We start from the raw sequence: 14,717 nt of genomic DNA on the forward strand, positions 1-14,717 counted from the left end.
CTGGTGACGGGCCTCTTCCCGCTGGTGTGGCAGGTGCAAGGTTCGAACTTCGCAGGAGTCAGTGGCGGGCGTCGTAGGTTTCGCGGGCCGCGAGCACCTCTTCTATGTGTTCTTCGGCCCAGCGGCCCAGCGCCTGGAGGGGCATGTGCAGTGTGTGCCCCAGCGTGGTCAGCTCGTACTCGACTCTGGGCGGCATCTCGGCGTACGCGTGCCGTGCGACGAGCCCGTCGCGTTCCAGGTCGCGCAGCGTGTCGGTGAGGACCTTCCCACTGATCCCGTCGACCATGGTGCGCAGGTCGCCGAAGCGCATCCTGCCGTTGGCGAGCGCGATCACCACCATTGCCGTCCATTTGTTGGCAATACGGGCCAACGATGTGCGAGATGGACATGTGGCCGTGAGCACGTTGAAGTCCGGATATTGTGACATGCGTCACAGTCCCCAATTAGTTACGTTGAGGTAAATGGTTACCATTGGTGAGCATAGGGCCCTACCAGGATGAACCCGAAACACAAGGGAGAAGATCCACCATGGGGTCCACCACGCTCGCCGTCGCCCGCCAGTACGCCGACGCCATGGCCGCCAAAGACTTCGCCACAGTCGCGAGCCTGTTCTCTGACGACATCGTTTGGCACCAGCCCGGCAATCACCGCTTCTCCGGCACCTTCCGCGGCCGCGACGCGGTCAACGAGGCGATCGGCGCCCAGATGGCCGCCACCGAAGGGACGCTCGATATCGCCATCACCGGCGAACCCATGATCAACGACTCACTCGCCGCGTTTCCCGTCCACTTCTCAGCCAAGCGCAACGACGCAGAGATGTCGATGAACGGCGTCGACGTGCTGAGGGTCGAGGGCGACCGGATCGCAGAGGTCTGGCTGTTCTCTGCGATCCAGCAGGACGAAGACGCCTTCTGGAATGCCGGCTGAGCGTAGAACGTGTCGACGCCGTTGTCGCCGGCCACTCCAGCGACACCCAGCCAGTACGGGAGAATGGCCGGCGAAGGGCGGAAGCACCAAGCCTGATGGTGACGCACGCCCAGAGCCCCGCCGATCAGGAAAGCTGGGCGATGACGCAAGGAGGGCCATGCCGACCGGGTGAGGCGATCCTCGCAGCCTCGGCGGAGGCGTACTTCGTCGTCAAGATCCTGGGCGCCGCATACCTGGTCTTCCTGGGGCTGCATGCCCTCTTGCAGAGCCGCCGCTCCGCGCCGCGGACCGCCGGGTTCGGGGTGCGGGTAGCCGCAGAAGCCAACTGACAAGCGACTCGCAGGAGGAACGGACATGGACACGGTGCTCGGCACGATCGAGCGGATCTGGCGGTACCCCATCAAGTCCACCGGCGGTGAGCTGTTGGACGAGGTCGCCGTGGACGCCCGGGGCCTCGTCGGCGACCGGCTCTACGCTGTGCGGGACGCCGAGGGCAAGTTCGGCTCGGGCAAGAACACCCGCCGGTTCCGGCGCATGCCAGGGCTGTTGCAGTTGCAGTCCCGATATCCAGGGGGAGCAGCCACGGAGGTGCCCGAGCTGCTGGACCCGGACGGCGAGCCAGTGCCGGACCCAACCTCCTATGTGCAGCACTACCTGGACCGGAACGACGTCGAAGTGGCCCGCGAGGGCGCGATCTCACACTTCGACCAGCTCCCCCTCAGCGTCCTGACCACCGCCACCCTCGACTGGGTCCGCGCGGCGGTTCCGAGCGTGCCCGTCGACGAGCGCCGGTTTCGGCCGAACCTGCTGGTACGGACACCGCCGGGCACACCTCCGTTCGTGGAAGACGAGTGGTTCGGCAGCACCGCCCGGATCGGCGGAGCTCTGTGCATACGCTTCGAGCGCTCCAGCGAGCGATGCGTGATGACCAACGAGGCCCAGCAGGACCTGCCGCACTCCCCACTGATCCTGCGAGCCATTGCGCAGGCACACGACATGAGGCTGGATGCCCTGGCCACGGTCGCACAGCCGGGACATGTACGACTCGGGGACACCGTCGAACTGACCTGATGCACCGTCCGGAATTGGTCTTTGTCATCGATGTTCTAGGAAGCGCCCGGGTCACGCGGCGGGTGCAAGTTGAACCGCTCTCACTGGTCTGGTGAAGGCTCGATTCCTTGAGAGGATCGAGTCATGGCACGTCCGTCCCCTTACCCTCCCGGGCGTCGTGAGCGTGCGGTCCGTATGGTCGCGGAGATCCGACCGAACTACCCGACCGAGTGGGCCGCGATGAAGGCGGTCGCAGCGAAGCTGGGCATCGGGACGGCGGAGACGGTGCGCAGCTGTGTGCGCAGGGCGGGGATCGACGCAGGGCAGTGGCCCGGGACCACGACGGCCGAGCGGAGGAGATCAAGCGACTACGGGCCGAGAAGAGGGAGATCAAGTAAGCCGGAATGGGGCAACGGGCAGGCTCGTTGGCGTAGCGCATGGCAGTGCGGGGGTTCTTGTGGTGGGGCTTGAGGCGATCCCACAGATAGGTGCTGTGGCACAAGCCGCGCACCACATGGGTTCCGCCCGCAGCCGACCGCCGGCTTCATTTCACGGCTTGTCCTGTCGCGTTCTCACCCGGCAGCCGCACGCCGTTCCCGGCAACGCAGGCATGTTCGCCATGCCTTCAATCGAAACGGACTGTTCTTCATGCGATCCACCTTCAACCGCTCGTCGTCGCCTACGTTCGTGCTGGTCCACGGCTCCGGCACGAGTTCTTTCATGTGGGCTCCCGTCCAGCGCGAGCTGGCGTTGCTCGGCCACCGCAGCTACGCCGTCGATCTGCCGGGCCACGGCCTCGACGCCCAGTACCCGCTCGCCTACCAGGCCCCCCAGGACCTCGACACGTGGGCGGTCGAGCCGTCGACGCTGGCCAACGTCACCCTGCAGCACAACGTCGACACGGTCGTCGACGTGGTCCGGCGCGTGGCGGAGCACGGGCCCGTGGTGCTGGTGGCGGCCAGCCTCGGCGGCCTCACCATCACCGGCGTGGGCAACGTGATCCCCGAGCTGGTGAGCCGGCTCGTCTACATCTCCGCCTGGTCGTGCGTGCAGCGCGCCAACCCGATCGAGTACATGCAGGAACCCGAGTTCGCCGACAACCTGATGGGGCCGCTGTACGCGTTCAACGTCGGCGACCCCGCTCAGCTCGGTGTCGGCCGGGCCAACTACCGCACGGCGGACGCGGAACTGCTCAACGCACTCAAGGCCGCGACCATGGCGGACGTCACCGACGAACAGTTCCGTGCCTTCCTCAACATCCTGCAGCCGGACGAATCGATCGCGGTGATGACGGCCGACGCCCGCGTCGGCGCCGACACCTGGGGCACCATCGCCCGCACCTACATCCGCCTCACCGGCGACCGATCCCTCCCCGTGGCCATGCAGAACAGGCTGATCGCCGAAGCGGACGCCCTGACACCCGGCAACCCGTACGACGTGCGCACCCTGGACACGTCGCACGTGGGGTTCCTGTTCAGGGCCGATGAGGTGGCCGCCATTCTGGACGAGGCCGCGATCTAGCAGAGGGCCGGGACGGCTGGCGGTCGGGCCGCCAGCCGTCCCCTTCGCCTTCCAGCTCTCCCACACCCTCAGAGGGGGGCAGATCAAGTAAGCAGGAAACGGACAACGGCCGGTACCACATGGTCCGTTGTGCCGGGGTCTCAGAATCGCGGAAAATCCACCTGTGCTGATGGTGCAAAAGGGTGCGATGGGCCCTGAGCGGTTTGTCGTCAGTGGATCGCTTGGTCGCGGCGTCGGTGGGCGGCGCGGGTCTCGGCGTCGGCGACCCTGTCGTCCAGCAGAGCGTACAGCTGGGTGGTTTCGGTGGAGGCGTGGCCGGGGCGGCGGACGGCCTCGATGGACACCCCGACGCCGTGGCCCAGACCATTCTGCGCGCCCACCTGGTCAATTACCACGCCGACGGCTCGGCAACCTGCGCGTTCGTCATGCCTACCACGGTCGACGGCAGGCTGGCCCACAGCGAGGACCCCTCAGTGACCTCGCGAAACTCGGCGTCTCGTCGGGCCCGTGCGGGGCCGCCGCTCTCGCCGGTGTCCGCGCGGTGCTCACCGGAGAGGGAGCCGGAGAGCGCCGTACGGCACTGGGACTCGGCCCGACCTCGGTGGTCGTACTGCTCAGCACCGAGGGCACGACCGCCAACCCGCATGGCACCACCGGCCACTGAGCAAGCGGCACCCGATCACCTTCGAGCCGCACACCCGGGCGGTAAGCAAGCAGTTCGTCCGTGCGGGTTCCTGTGCCGACTTGGGGACGCAGGCAGAAGCCGGGCTGTCGAAAGTCGGCGGGGTTGTCCGCCGACTTATCTCGTCCTACACAGGGCTCGGTTGACAAGCCGGTCGGCGGCGGCCTCAAGCCGGAGAGCGCGTTCTGTCGAATCGAAGCGCTCGGTTGAAACGGAGATCACAATCCTGCGTTTTCCGTCGGCGGTGACTCCCGTTCTGGTCATGAAGCCGAGGATGTCCCCGCCGTGCCCCAAATACGTGCCACCACAAGGCAGCGGGCGTTGTATCAGGCCGAGTCCGTAGCGGGCGCCGGGCCAGACCCGCTGCAGTTCTGTGGCGACGGGAACGGTTTTGCGCATATCGGCGAGCTGCGCGGGCCGCAGGAGTTTGCCGCTGAGCAGGGCTGCGAAGAAGCGATCGAGGTCCGCTGTGGTGGAGATGAGCCCGCCCGAGGCGTCCGCGTCGCGATGCCGAGTGGTGTCGACAAATCCCTCGCTGGTCTTGAACACGCTGTATCCGCGCGCGTGGGGCCAGGGCAGCTCGGCCGATCCTGCGGGCCAACGCGTGTGCTTCAGGCCCAGCGGCTTGATGACGTGTCTTTCCACCTCCTCATGCCAGGGGCGGCCGGTCGCCTTTTCGATGATCAGACCGAGTGCGGCGTACCCGGTGTTGGAGTAAAGCCAGCCCTTTCCGGGAGCGAAGGCCGGCTTGTGGCGCATCGCCCTCGAGATGACCTGCTGCGGGGTGTAGGTGTCGTGCCAGTGGCGGCGGTACTCGCGGGAGGACGCGATGGCGGTCGGGTACGGGTAGTCGTCGATGATCCCGCTGGTGTGCTGGAGGAGGTTGCGGACGGTGATCTTCCGCCCGTCGTTGCCGTGCCCTTTGATCAGCCCGGGGAGCCACCTGTCCACGGTGTCGTCGAGTGACAGCTTCCCCTCGCCGGCCAGTTGCAGCACCACGGTGGCGACGAAAGTCTTGTTGCTGGAGCCGATCCGGAAATATCCGCTCGGCGGCACCGGGCTCTTCGTCCGCAGGTCGGCGACGCCGGCCGTCGCGACCATGCTCCTGCTCTCGCCTGTGACGCGTACCTGCACCCCGGTGGCTCCGCCGGCGACGATCCTCTCAGCGTCACGCCGCAGGTCCGGCTGGCCGTACCTGGGCGCGGCATTGATGGCTGCGGTTAGCGCGGCGGTCATGACCAAATGTGTGACGAACATGATCTTTTTCTTTCGTCGGTATACGTGATCGGACGCGTTCCACGATCGCGGCAGGGGCGCATACCAACATCGGCCGTTCGACTGACCCTGGCTGGACGATCGGCCGATCGGCTTCTCTGACCGCCGCACCAGCCCGGCAGCGATCGCAGCACAGGTACCGCGGCAGCGCGGGGGCGGTGGCCTCATAGCAGTCGCCCTGGTGCAGCAGATCGTCGCCGAACAACTCGTCGAGGACCTCGTCCCACTCCCCCGTCCCGTCCGCTAGCTCGCGCAGCAGGTCGGGGACGTCGGCGGCGGGACCGTGCGCGTGCTCCAGGTCACCCCACGGCACGTCGTCGAGACCGGCCAGCTCCACGATCCCCGGGGTGGCGAAGTCCGGTGTGAGCGCCAGTGGTTCCAGAGGTGGCGCCGGGACGACGGTGACCTCCGGGTCCGGCGGACGCGCCTTTGTCCCCCTCACCTCGATCGGGGCGGTCCAGCTGCGATACTCGGCCATCCTGCCGACGTCGAACCGGCTGCCGCCACTGGGCCGGCCGCCATGCATCCGCGCGATCGCCGCGGCTTCCCGGCTCACCGCCTCGATCTGCCGGTGACCCACGGTGTCGACCGGATAGGGGCCCTCGTCGAGCGCCATCACCAGCCAGCCGCCGTCCGGGTGCGGACGGGCGAAAACGCAGGGGAACCCGTATTCCGCGAGCTGCTCGGCGAACGCCTGCGCTGCCGCCTCGTCGGGCACGACGAAGTCGTGCATCCCCGCCATCGCGCGCCAACCGGCCACGCGCTCGTCTCCGTCCTGCTGGGCTGCCGCCTGTCACATTCGAGTGCTGCGCGTGCGGTTCAGCATGACCAGCCCGGCGATGAACGACCCGAGCAGGACTGGCGACAGGACCGCGAGGGCGCCCCACACAACGAGGCCGAGATAGCCGAGCGCGGCCGAACTGTGCGTCGGGTCGGCGTCAGCGGCCGCGAAGAGCCCCAGGCCGAGGACGACACCGGCCACCGTGAGGGCGATCGGCGTCCACAGGAGCACGCGGGCCCACACACGATACGTCCGACTGTAGACACGCCGGGCCGACGGCACGTTCGGCTGCGGGGGATACCCGACGGATCCGCTCATGCCCCATTTGTACCAGCCCATGTAGGCCCCGCACCGCCAGGGCTGGCCCTGGCGGTGCGGGGATCGTCAGTGGGTTGTCACGGGGTGCAGGTAGAGGTTCGGCGTGCATCCATACTCGACCGAGTCCAGCAAAATGCGGTCGAAGTCGGTGAACAGGAAGGACGCGGTGCCGTCGGGCCGCACCGCGATGACGCAGTCGCGCGACAACACCACGCCGAGCTCGGCGCCCTCGCGTCGAGCCTGCACCAGGTCGGCACAGGGTGTATCTGCTCCGTGGATGACCCCAAGTTGGTCAGGTGCGGGCCCAGACGTGACGACTTGCCGCTGGCCATCCGTTCTGAGCTTCTAACGGCTTCTGCAGTTGCTCGCGGGTGGTGGTCAGACAAGCGGCACTGCTGCGCACCGAGCCGGATCGGATCACGGCAAACGATGGCCATGCGGGTACCTGGTCCAACGATTTTGGACCTATTAGGTCGGGCAAGCGCAGTGCTCCAGGCCGGTCGGTGAGGACACCGTCTCCTTCCTGGAGATCCGTTCGCCGCGGCGGTATCTTCCGGCGGCCTGGTGCTACGGTTGGCCTCCAATACGCATATAAGGGGACGTATGTTCGGCATTGTCCGCCCGTGTCGGCACGTCATGTGCAAGGTGCTCTATGCGGACTGGATGAGTCACCTGTGCGGGCTCTGCCTGGCGCTCCGCGACGAGCATGGACACCTGTCCCGCTTGGTGACCAACTACGACGGCCTGCTCGCGTCCGTCCTCACCGAGGCCCAGTCGCCCACGTCCGCGTCGCGCCGGCGGGCGGGCCCGTGTGCGCTACGCGGCTTCAAGGGCGCCGACGTAGTGGAGTCCGAGGGGGTACGGCTGGCCGCCTCGGTGTCGCTGCTCCTGGCGGCCGGCAAGGTGCGCGACCACGTGGCGGACGGGGACGGCGTGTACGCTCGCCGCCCGGTGGCCACCGGCGCCACCCGCCTGGCGGGCCGCTGGTCCTCGGCCGGCACGGCCACAGCCGGCACGCTGGGGTTCGACCCCACCCCGCTGACGGCGGCGGCCGACCGCCAGGACCTCCTGGAACGCGCCCCCGCCCAGGCGCCCCCGGGGAGCAGCGCGGCGCCCGGGTTACGAGAGTTGACGGGGCCCACCGAGGACGCCGTCGCCGCCGCGTTCGCGCACACCGCGGTGCTCGCGGGGAAGCCGCACAACCGGGAGGCTCTGGAGGCGGCCGGTCGCGGATTCGGGAAGCTGGCACACCTGATCGACGCGGTGGAGGATCTGGCCGGCGACCGGGCGTCCGGGGCGTACAACCCGCTGGCCGCCACCGGCACCGGCCTGGAGGAGGCGCGCCGCCACTGCGACGCCGCGCACGCCGAGCTGCGCGCCGCCGTGGACGAGCTGGACCTGCCCCGCCCCGGCCTGACACGCGCCCTGCTGGTGCGGGAGACCGGCAGCGCCGTCTCCCGAGCCTTCGCCACCGCCGGAACCTACGGCACCAGCCACCCGCCCGTACCCGCGCCCGGCGATCCCGACGCGCCGCCGGGAGGACGGCCGCCGAAGCGGGATCCCGGCGGGCTGCTGTCGCTGGCGTGCGCCGCGCTGACCTGCTGCACGTGCGGCCTGTACCGGCCCGCCTGGGACGAGGACCGCGAGGGCTCCTTCTGCGAGCGCTTCGACTGCTCCGGCTACGACTGCTGCGGCAACTGCTGCTCCTGCTGCCCGGGCGAGGACGGCTGTTGCTGTGACGGCTGCGGCTGCGACTGACCACCGTGGGAGTCACGTCAGCAGAGTCTGGGCGATAAGCCTGGCGTGATCACCATGCTCTTCCCAACCCGCCGGGACCTGGATGGATCACCGTGCCGGGCTGGATCGGGACGGAGTCATGCTCTGAAACTTGGCCGCGTACTGGCCGTAAGTGGCTGTAGGACACCGGTGATCGCCGTAGACGGCCGGACAAAAAGCGAGAGGCATACGAGGAACGACATGGCCTGCCAGCACCGCCTAGGCACTGCAGTCGCTCACCTACCCGACAGCAGCGTGGGCTAGGGTGTGCCAGCTCATGACATTGGTTCCTCGCTGTCAGGCTTGGCGGGCGTAGGACGCGAGGCGTTGGGCGAGCGCGATGACGAGGTTGCGCAGTTCATCGGGGCGCTCGATGACGAACGGACGGTCGAGTGAGGCGAGTACCGCAGGCAACCAGTCGAGCCGCTCCACCCGTAGCTCGACGCGCAGCCAGCGCTCGGTTGCCTGGTCCTCGCCTGCCACGGGCGCGTACTCCTCCAAGCTCGCGACGCTGGCGGGAAGGCGGGCGCGGATCTGCTCAACCGTCCCGTGGATCCGCAAGGTCACCTCATGCCGGTACTCGGCCGTGGCGAACGCTGACAACACACGCTGTGCCGGACCGGGACCCACGGGCGCTTCGAATGAGCCGGGCAGGGTCCTCGCGTCTGCGATGCGATCGAGCCGGAAGGTTCGGTCCTCGCCGATCTGGGCGTCCTTGCCCGTGACGTACCATCGGCCGGAATGGGCGACGATCCCGTACGCGTGCAGCGTGCGTTCGCTGCGCCGTCCGTCGCGGTCGGTGTAGCGGATCGAGACCGGTCGGCGGTGGCGCACCGCATCAGCGATGGTGAGCAGGACCTCGGCGTCCGGGGTGTCGAACTCGCCGGGCTGATCCGTGAAGGCGAGAGCTTCCAGGAGTGTGTCGAGCCGGCGGGCGATGTGCTTGGGCAGCACCCGCCGGATCTTCGCCGAGGCCGTCTCGCTTGCCGTGTGCTCCGTCGTCGTCAACCCTGCTCGGCGGCCGGCGACCAGGCCGAGCAGCACGGCCAGCGCCTCGTCGTCGCTGAGCATGAGCGGAGGCAAGCGGTACCCGGGGGCGAGCCGGTACCCGCCGTAGCGGCCGCGCACCGATTCCACGGGCACGTCCAGGTCGATCAGCTGGTCCACATACCGCCGCACGGTGCGCCCATCGACGCCGAGCCGGTCGGCGAGTTCGGCCACCGTCCGGGTGCCGCCCGACTGCAGCAGCTCCAGGAGAGTCAGCACGCGGCCGGTCGGTCGAGGCATGTTCGCAGCCTAACGCGAATACAGGACCGATTCTGTCCACTATTTCTCCTAGCCTGCGACGTGCACGCCTCCAGCACAGCCAAGGAGATTCCCATGGACTTCGTCTCGATCCGCATCATCACCAGCGACGTCGCGCGCCTCGTCGAGTTCTACGAGCGAGCCACAGGGGCGCGGGCGACGTGGGCCACCGAGGACTTCGCCGAACTCAAGACCGCGGGCGCCACCCTCGCGATCGCCGGCACCCGCACCGTCCCACTGTTCGCCCCGGGCTCTGCCCGCCCGGCGGACAACCACAGCGTGATCACCGAGTTCCTCGTCGACGACGTGGACCGCATTCACCAGAACCTGACCGGCTTCGTCACCGACTTCGTCACCGAGCCCACCACGATGCCCTGGGGTAACCGGTCGCTGCTGTTCCGCGACCCCGACGGCAACCTCGTCAACTTCTTCACCCCCGTCACCCCGGCAGCCATCGAAAAGTTCGCACGTTGACGCCCACGCACAGCCGCTCACGCGGGAGCCCTGAGATCCCAGGGCTCCCGATGAACGCGTCCGCCAAGTGCAGGAGCGCCACCAGCAGGGGTCACCGGAACGCACCGCTGACCCCGGAGGGACGTCTGCGGGTGTGCCTGCGGATCGACGCCGGACGTCCGATCGCGCACATCGCTGCCGAGGCCGGGACGCTCCTCACCTCCCGGTTGGAGGGCTACCTTCAGGCCAGGGCGTCCAATACCCGCCAATACAGGTGCGCGACGGGATCGGTGGCCAGCCGACCGCCTGCGGCGACGTACCGATCGGCGAAGAGCGTCCCGGCAGGGGCGCCATGGAGAAGTGCCAGCGCCGTGGAGCAGTGAGCCACGTCCAGGTCAGCTGGCCCCCAGGAGGTCTCCGCCCAGTCGACGATGCCGCTGACCGCAGGCTGTTATTGGTTTTGGCGAAAAGGACGTTTCCGGGGTGGAAGTCCCGGTGCAGGAAGCAAGCGCGGTAGTCCGGGGGCGCGACGAATGATGTCCACGGCGCGATGCCACAGCTCGGGTCGTCCGGTGTCTTCAGAGGGCGGTCTGCAGGCCCGCCCTCTGACAAGGACGCCCTCCATATCAGGTGTGCTGCGACCGCGGCTCGGTGGCGCGGTGATAGCGGTCGGCGAGTGCACGCACGAGTTCGACGAGTTCCGCGGGCTCCGTCACGGTGAAATCGACGCCGAGCAGGCCGAGGTGAACGACGAGCGCCTCGATGTTGTCCGCGCCGGTGTCCAGCAGGCAGCGGGTGTCGTCGACCGGCGTGATCGTGCCGATGGCGGCGTTGATCCGTTCGGCGAGCTGTTCGGCTGGTACGTGCACGACGACCTGGGCCCGGTATCGCCAGGCAGCCGACGACACGCCCCGGCGTACCTGGTCGATGGCCTCCTCGGGGAGATCGCGGGGGGTGAATCGGGGACCCGTCGGGGTGCGTGGGTGGAGCCGGTCCACCCGGAACGTCCGCCAGCCGGCCCGCTCGATGTCGAACCCGACGAGGTACCACCGTCGTCCCCAGTTGACCAGCCGGTATGGTTCCACCTCGCGCCGGCTCTCAGAGCCGTCGTGGCTTCGGTAGTCGAATCGCAGGCGCTCGTGATCCCGGCAGGCGGCGGCGAGGGCGCTCAGCGTGTCCGCGTCCACCCGTGGGCCCAGGTCGTCCCGGGGTACCGCGACGGCGTACCGCTGGAGGGCGTTGACACGGCGCCGGAGCCGGGTCGGTAGCACCTGCTCCAGTTTGGCCAGCGCGCGCAGCGAGGTCTCCTCGACTCCGCTGATTGTGCCCCCGGCGGCGGTGCGCAGTCCGATCGCCACCGCGACCGCCTCTTCATCGTCGAGCAGCAGCGGCGGCAGCGCGGCCCCGGCACCGAGCCGGTAGCCGCCCACCGCGCCTCGGTTGCCGTGCACCGGATAGCCGAGGTTTCGCAGGCGTTCCACGTCGTTGCGGATGGTGCGGGTGCTGACCGACAGCCGTTCGGCCAGTTCGGCGCCGGTCCACTCGCGGGGCGTCTGGAGCAGCGAGAGCAGGCGCAGCAGCCGCGCCGAGGTTTCCAACATTCTTCGAGTCTGCCAGTTCATTAGGAACGGCTCTTACCTAATTGGTTCCTACGCTGATGGCCATGACGAACGACAGCACGATTGCCCCGTTCCGGATCGACATCCCTCAGGCCGAGCTCGACGATCTACAGCAGAGGCTGGCCCGGACTCGGTGGGCGGAGGAGCTGCCCGCGAGCGAGTCGGCGCCGGCCGGCCCGGTGCCGCCCGGTTGGGAGTACGGCGTCCCGGTGGGCTACGTCAAGCAACTGGTCGAGCGGTGGCGCACCGGGTACGACTGGCGGGCCTGGGAGGCGAAGCTGAACGCTTACCCGCAGTTCACCACTGAGATCGACGGCCAGAACATCCACTTCCTGCACGTGCTGTCGCCGGAGCCGGACGCGACGCCACTGATCCTGACCCACGGCTGGCCGACCTCGGTGGTCGAGTGGCTGGACGTGATCGGCCCGCTCACCGACCCGCGGGCGCACGGCGGCGACCCGGCGGACGCGTTCCATCTGGTCATTCCGTCGGTTCCAGGCTTCGGCTTCTCCGGGCCGACCCGGGAGCGCGGCTGGAATCGGTACCGGGTGGCCCGGGCCTGGGCCGAGCTGATGCGCCGGCTCGGGTACGGCCGATACGGCGCGGCCGGCAACGACGGCGGATCGCTGATCTCGCCCGAGGTGGGCCGGGTTGACCCCGGGCACGTCTGTGGTGTGCACGTGACGCAGGTCTTCTCGTTCCCGTCGGGCGACCCCGCCGAATCGGCCAGTCTGTCTGAGGAGGAGCGCGGAAAGCTCGCGTTCGCCGAGTGGTTCACCCAGAACCGGGGCGCGTATGACAAGCTCCAGTCCACCGAGCCGCAGAATCTGGCGCACGCACTGGCCGACTCACCGGCCGGCCTGCTGGGCTGGCACGCGCAACTGCTCGGCGCTTCGCTCGACCCGGATTTCGTGCTCACGAACGTGATGATCTACTGGCTGACCAACACGGCCGCTTCAGCCGCCCGGTTCTACTACGAGGACGCGGCGGCGGCCCCTGTACAGCAGAAGTCGAACGGCCGGGGCACCTCCGTGCCCGAGCCGACCACCGTGCCCCTCGGCCTGGCCAATTTCGCCTGGGACTTTCAGTCGATCCGGACGTTCGCCGACCGCGACCACAAGAACATCCTCTCCTGGAACGTTTATGACCGGGGCAGCCACTTCGCCGCTCACGACGCCCCCGATCTGCTCGTCCACAACATCCGGCAGTTCTTCCGCAAGGTTCGCTGACCGCCGCCGGTTTTCGGCGGCCCCCCTCACCCCCCACGTCTTCGCGCGAAAGGAAACACTCATGTATCTCGTCATCGGTGCCACGGCTCACTTCGGACGTCAGGCGGTAGAGGAGCTGGTTGCCGCGGGTGCGCCGGTGCGGGCGCTGACCCGTACTCCGGAAAGGGCCGGGCTCCCGGAGGAAGTCGACGTCGTCCGGGGCGATCTGACCAAGCCCGAGACGCTGCCGGCGGCACTGGCCGGCGTCGAGGCCGCCTTCCTGGTTCTGCAGTACGGGATGGATGTCGCTCCGCTGCTGGCGGCCGCGGGCCAGGCCGGGGTGCGGCGGCTGGTGTTCCTGTCCTCGGGGGCGGTCGTCCCAGGCGCCGAGCGGCAGCCCGACGCGATCGCCCAGTACCACCGCGATGTCGAGCGGGCCATCGAGGCGTCCGGGATCGAGTGGACGTTCCTGCGGCTACTGTTCCCCGCCATCAACTCGTTGACGTTCGCCATGCAGCTCCAGGGCGGTGACGTCATTCGCGCGCCGTACGCCGAAGCGGCCTTCAGCGCCGTGCACGAGAGGGACGTCGCCGAGGTGGTCGCGCGGATGTTGATCGGCGGCGGGCACGCGAAGCAGGCATACGACCTGACCGGCCCGGAGTCGCTGACCCAGGCACAGCAGGTCCGCATCCTCGGCGAGATGCTGGGGCGCCCGCTCACCGTCGAGGACCTCGACCCGGAGCCGGTGCTGGCGCAGATGAGCCGGTTCATGGACCCTGAGTTTCTGGCGGCGCTGTTCGGTCTCATGGCGCAGGCGGTCGGCAAGCCCGCACCGGTCAACAACGTCATCGAACAGATCACAGGCCACCCCGCGCGCACCTACGCCCGGTGGGCCGCGGATCACCGGGCCGACTTCGGCGGATGATCAACGAGGCAGGGGCGGCATCCGCCGCCCCTGCGCTGCCGTATGGACGGAAGGACGGCACGGTGGCACAGGCGCTGAGGCGACGGGAGCCAGGACGAGCTCTGCCGGCCCGACAGTGGCTGCTTGAACGGGCCGACGCGACCGCCGAGGAGGCGGTCACCCGGCTGGTCAGCATGCAGGCGCAGGCGCCGTACGCGCCCTACTTCGGGCTCTGGAGCAGGTTGCGGAAGTTCGGCACCGCCGACCTGGCGGCACCGCCGACCTGGCGGACGCGCTGACCGAGCGCCGCCTGGTGCGGGGTCGCGCTGATGCGCAGCACCATCCACCTGGTCACCACGGCGGACTACCGCTCGTTGCGGCCATGGGCGCAGCCTGCGCTCGACCGTGAGGGCCCGTGTGGCTGCCAGGTTGTGCTCGGTCACGGACAGCAGGTCCTGGTCGTCGAAGGGCGAGGCGAAGCGGGTGCGGTTGTCCCGGAACCAGGCAGCCACGTGCTCCACCGTCTGCAGTCCGTCGACGAGTCGGCCCCGTACCGCGTAGGTGGCGTTGGCCAGTTCGATCGGCAGCGGTTCGCCCAGCAACGGCCGACACGGGTAGAGAGTCCGAGTGAGATGGCTCCCCGATTAGCTCCCATCGACTTCCAGACATGAGAAAGGGCCCCCGGATTACTCCGAAGACCCTTCTCGCCTGCATCTTCCTGGTTCTCGGCAGCTCAGGGATTCCCACACCCAGAATGCCGGGTGAGCCGGACACACCGTCTCCGCCCCACCTGCGTATCTGCGCCCAGTGAATCTACGGCCAATGGGTGAGGCCTTGCGGATCACGGGGGTGTCCGTGGCCATGTAAAAGTGGCCGTTGACAGGGGGACGTGGCCAGC

General features: G+C 68.6%; 18 protein-coding genes and 1 pseudogene. 11 read left to right on the top strand and 8 right to left on the bottom strand.

What is annotated here, in order from left to right; all coding sequences use genetic code 11:
- Positions 1–58: 58 nt before the first annotated feature.
- Positions 59–427 (bottom strand): winged helix-turn-helix transcriptional regulator, encoded by a 369-nt coding sequence (locus tag ABN273_RS32245; RefSeq protein WP_349452846.1) that lies wholly within the window; start codon positions 425–427, stop codon positions 59–61.
- A 101-nt stretch (positions 428–528) separates the two neighbouring features.
- Between ABN273_RS32245 and ABN273_RS32250 the strand changes: the two genes are divergently transcribed.
- From ABN273_RS32250 to ABN273_RS32265, 5 genes and pseudogenes are all read left to right on the top strand, one after another.
- Positions 529–927 (top strand): nuclear transport factor 2 family protein, encoded by a 399-nt coding sequence (locus ABN273_RS32250; RefSeq protein WP_349452847.1) that lies wholly within the window; start codon positions 529–531, stop codon positions 925–927.
- Positions 928–1,067: 140 nt separating this feature from the next.
- Positions 1,068–1,256: a hypothetical protein gene (locus ABN273_RS32255; protein WP_349452848.1), complete on the top strand. Its 189-nt coding sequence runs from the start codon at positions 1,068–1,070 to the stop codon at positions 1,254–1,256.
- 25 nt (positions 1,257–1,281) lie between these two features.
- The gene (locus tag ABN273_RS32260; protein ID WP_349452849.1) at positions 1,282–1,998 is read left to right on the top strand and encodes an MOSC domain-containing protein; all 717 of its coding nucleotides are present in this window, start codon (positions 1,282–1,284) and stop codon (positions 1,996–1,998) included.
- 123 nt (positions 1,999–2,121) lie between these two features.
- A pseudogene (locus tag ABN273_RS59700) lies at positions 2,122–2,372 on the top strand (IS3-like element ISMyma3 family transposase); the annotation flags it as partial.
- A gap of 253 nt (positions 2,373–2,625) precedes the next feature.
- Positions 2,626–3,498 (top strand): alpha/beta hydrolase, encoded by an 873-nt coding sequence (locus tag ABN273_RS32265; RefSeq protein ID WP_349452850.1) that lies wholly within the window; start codon positions 2,626–2,628, stop codon positions 3,496–3,498.
- Positions 3,499–3,707: 209 nt separating this feature from the next.
- Here the strand turns inward: ABN273_RS32265 and ABN273_RS32270 are convergent, their stop codons facing one another.
- A complete protein-coding gene (locus tag ABN273_RS32270; RefSeq protein ID WP_349452851.1) occupies positions 3,708–3,878 on the bottom strand; it encodes a hypothetical protein in 171 nt (56 codons plus the stop codon).
- Positions 3,879–4,039: 161 nt separating this feature from the next.
- On the opposite strand from ABN273_RS32270, the gene ABN273_RS32275 reads away from it, so the two are divergent.
- The gene (locus tag ABN273_RS32275; protein WP_349452852.1) at positions 4,040–4,162 is read left to right on the top strand and encodes a hypothetical protein; all 123 of its coding nucleotides are present in this window, start codon (positions 4,040–4,042) and stop codon (positions 4,160–4,162) included.
- A gap of 135 nt (positions 4,163–4,297) precedes the next feature.
- On the opposite strand, the gene ABN273_RS32280 is transcribed toward ABN273_RS32275, so the two are convergent.
- From ABN273_RS32280 to ABN273_RS32295, 4 genes are all read right to left on the bottom strand, one after another.
- The gene (locus ABN273_RS32280; RefSeq protein WP_349452853.1) at positions 4,298–5,416 is read right to left on the bottom strand and encodes a serine hydrolase domain-containing protein; all 1,119 of its coding nucleotides are present in this window, start codon (positions 5,414–5,416) and stop codon (positions 4,298–4,300) included.
- The gene (locus ABN273_RS32285; RefSeq protein WP_349452854.1) at positions 5,349–6,215 is read right to left on the bottom strand and encodes a hypothetical protein; all 867 of its coding nucleotides are present in this window, start codon (positions 6,213–6,215) and stop codon (positions 5,349–5,351) included. The genes ABN273_RS32280 and ABN273_RS32285 overlap by 68 nt, the downstream gene beginning before the upstream one ends.
- 33 nt (positions 6,216–6,248) lie before the next feature.
- Positions 6,249–6,554 carry a hypothetical protein gene (locus ABN273_RS32290; protein ID WP_349452855.1) on the bottom strand — a complete coding sequence of 102 codons (306 nt, stop codon included), beginning with the start codon at positions 6,552–6,554 and terminating at the stop codon, positions 6,249–6,251.
- Positions 6,555–6,620: 66 nt separating this feature from the next.
- The gene (locus ABN273_RS32295; protein WP_349452856.1) at positions 6,621–6,800 is read right to left on the bottom strand and encodes a hypothetical protein; all 180 of its coding nucleotides are present in this window, start codon (positions 6,798–6,800) and stop codon (positions 6,621–6,623) included.
- Between the two features lie 357 nt (positions 6,801–7,157).
- On the opposite strand from ABN273_RS32295, the gene ABN273_RS32300 reads away from it, so the two are divergent.
- Complete coding sequence (locus ABN273_RS32300; protein ID WP_349452857.1) at positions 7,158–8,312, top strand: DUF5685 family protein; 1,155 nt, start codon at positions 7,158–7,160, stop codon at positions 8,310–8,312.
- A gap of 315 nt (positions 8,313–8,627) precedes the next feature.
- Here the strand turns inward: ABN273_RS32300 and ABN273_RS32305 are convergent, their stop codons facing one another.
- Positions 8,628–9,617 (bottom strand): helix-turn-helix transcriptional regulator, encoded by a 990-nt coding sequence (locus ABN273_RS32305; RefSeq protein ID WP_349452858.1) that lies wholly within the window; start codon positions 9,615–9,617, stop codon positions 8,628–8,630.
- Between the two features lie 93 nt (positions 9,618–9,710).
- On the opposite strand from ABN273_RS32305, the gene ABN273_RS32310 reads away from it, so the two are divergent.
- On the top strand, positions 9,711–10,109 hold the full coding sequence (locus tag ABN273_RS32310; protein ID WP_349452859.1) for a VOC family protein: 399 nt from the start codon (positions 9,711–9,713) through the stop codon (positions 10,107–10,109).
- Between the two features lie 605 nt (positions 10,110–10,714).
- On the opposite strand, the gene ABN273_RS32315 is transcribed toward ABN273_RS32310, so the two are convergent.
- Positions 10,715–11,689, bottom strand: a complete 975-nt coding sequence (locus ABN273_RS32315) for a helix-turn-helix transcriptional regulator (RefSeq protein WP_349452860.1) — start codon at positions 11,687–11,689, stop codon at positions 10,715–10,717.
- 56 nt (positions 11,690–11,745) lie between these two features.
- Here ABN273_RS32315 and ABN273_RS32320 point away from each other — a divergent pair, with 56 nt between their 5' ends.
- The 3 genes from ABN273_RS32320 (at position 11,746) to ABN273_RS32330 (ending at position 14,118) form a co-directional block, all read left to right on the top strand.
- Complete coding sequence (locus ABN273_RS32320; protein ID WP_349452861.1) at positions 11,746–12,936, top strand: epoxide hydrolase family protein; 1,191 nt, start codon at positions 11,746–11,748, stop codon at positions 12,934–12,936.
- A 61-nt stretch (positions 12,937–12,997) separates the two neighbouring features.
- Positions 12,998–13,840: an NAD(P)H-binding protein gene (locus ABN273_RS32325; protein ID WP_349452862.1), complete on the top strand. Its 843-nt coding sequence runs from the start codon at positions 12,998–13,000 to the stop codon at positions 13,838–13,840.
- A complete protein-coding gene (locus ABN273_RS32330) occupies positions 13,837–14,118 on the top strand; it encodes a hypothetical protein (RefSeq protein WP_349452863.1) in 282 nt (93 codons plus the stop codon). Before ABN273_RS32325 ends, ABN273_RS32330 begins: the two co-directional genes overlap by 4 nt.
- Positions 14,119–14,717 lie beyond the last annotated feature (599 nt).

The sequence above is a fragment of the Nonomuraea sp. B19D2 genome (genome assembly GCF_040137845.1).
In the GTDB taxonomy this organism is placed as follows: domain Bacteria; phylum Actinomycetota; class Actinomycetes; order Streptosporangiales; family Streptosporangiaceae; genus Nonomuraea.

What these genes read in the sequence shown, in the direction of transcription:
- ABN273_RS32245 (WP_349452846.1), bottom strand. Translation starts at nt 427, where the DNA reads ATGTCACAATATCCGGACTTCAACGTGCTCACGGCCACATGTCCATCT.
- ABN273_RS32250 (WP_349452847.1), top strand. Translation starts at nt 529, where the DNA reads ATGGGGTCCACCACGCTCGCCGTCGCCCGCCAGTACGCCGACGCCATG.
- ABN273_RS32255 (WP_349452848.1), top strand. Translation starts at nt 1,068, where the DNA reads ATGACGCAAGGAGGGCCATGCCGACCGGGTGAGGCGATCCTCGCAGCC.
- ABN273_RS32260 (WP_349452849.1), top strand. Translation starts at nt 1,282, where the DNA reads ATGGACACGGTGCTCGGCACGATCGAGCGGATCTGGCGGTACCCCATC.
- ABN273_RS32265 (WP_349452850.1), top strand. Translation starts at nt 2,626, where the DNA reads ATGCGATCCACCTTCAACCGCTCGTCGTCGCCTACGTTCGTGCTGGTC.
- ABN273_RS32280 (WP_349452853.1), bottom strand. Translation starts at nt 5,416, where the DNA reads ATGACCGCCGCGCTAACCGCAGCCATCAATGCCGCGCCCAGGTACGGC.
- ABN273_RS32290 (WP_349452855.1), bottom strand. Translation starts at nt 6,554, where the DNA reads ATGAGCGGATCCGTCGGGTATCCCCCGCAGCCGAACGTGCCGTCGGCC.
- ABN273_RS32300 (WP_349452857.1), top strand. Translation starts at nt 7,158, where the DNA reads ATGTTCGGCATTGTCCGCCCGTGTCGGCACGTCATGTGCAAGGTGCTC.
- ABN273_RS32305 (WP_349452858.1), bottom strand. Translation starts at nt 9,617, where the DNA reads ATGCCTCGACCGACCGGCCGCGTGCTGACTCTCCTGGAGCTGCTGCAG.
- ABN273_RS32310 (WP_349452859.1), top strand. Translation starts at nt 9,711, where the DNA reads ATGGACTTCGTCTCGATCCGCATCATCACCAGCGACGTCGCGCGCCTC.
- ABN273_RS32315 (WP_349452860.1), bottom strand. Translation starts at nt 11,689, where the DNA reads ATGTTGGAAACCTCGGCGCGGCTGCTGCGCCTGCTCTCGCTGCTCCAG.
- ABN273_RS32320 (WP_349452861.1), top strand. Translation starts at nt 11,746, where the DNA reads ATGGCCATGACGAACGACAGCACGATTGCCCCGTTCCGGATCGACATC.
- ABN273_RS32325 (WP_349452862.1), top strand. Translation starts at nt 12,998, where the DNA reads ATGTATCTCGTCATCGGTGCCACGGCTCACTTCGGACGTCAGGCGGTA.
- ABN273_RS32330 (WP_349452863.1), top strand. Translation starts at nt 13,837, where the DNA reads ATGATCAACGAGGCAGGGGCGGCATCCGCCGCCCCTGCGCTGCCGTAT.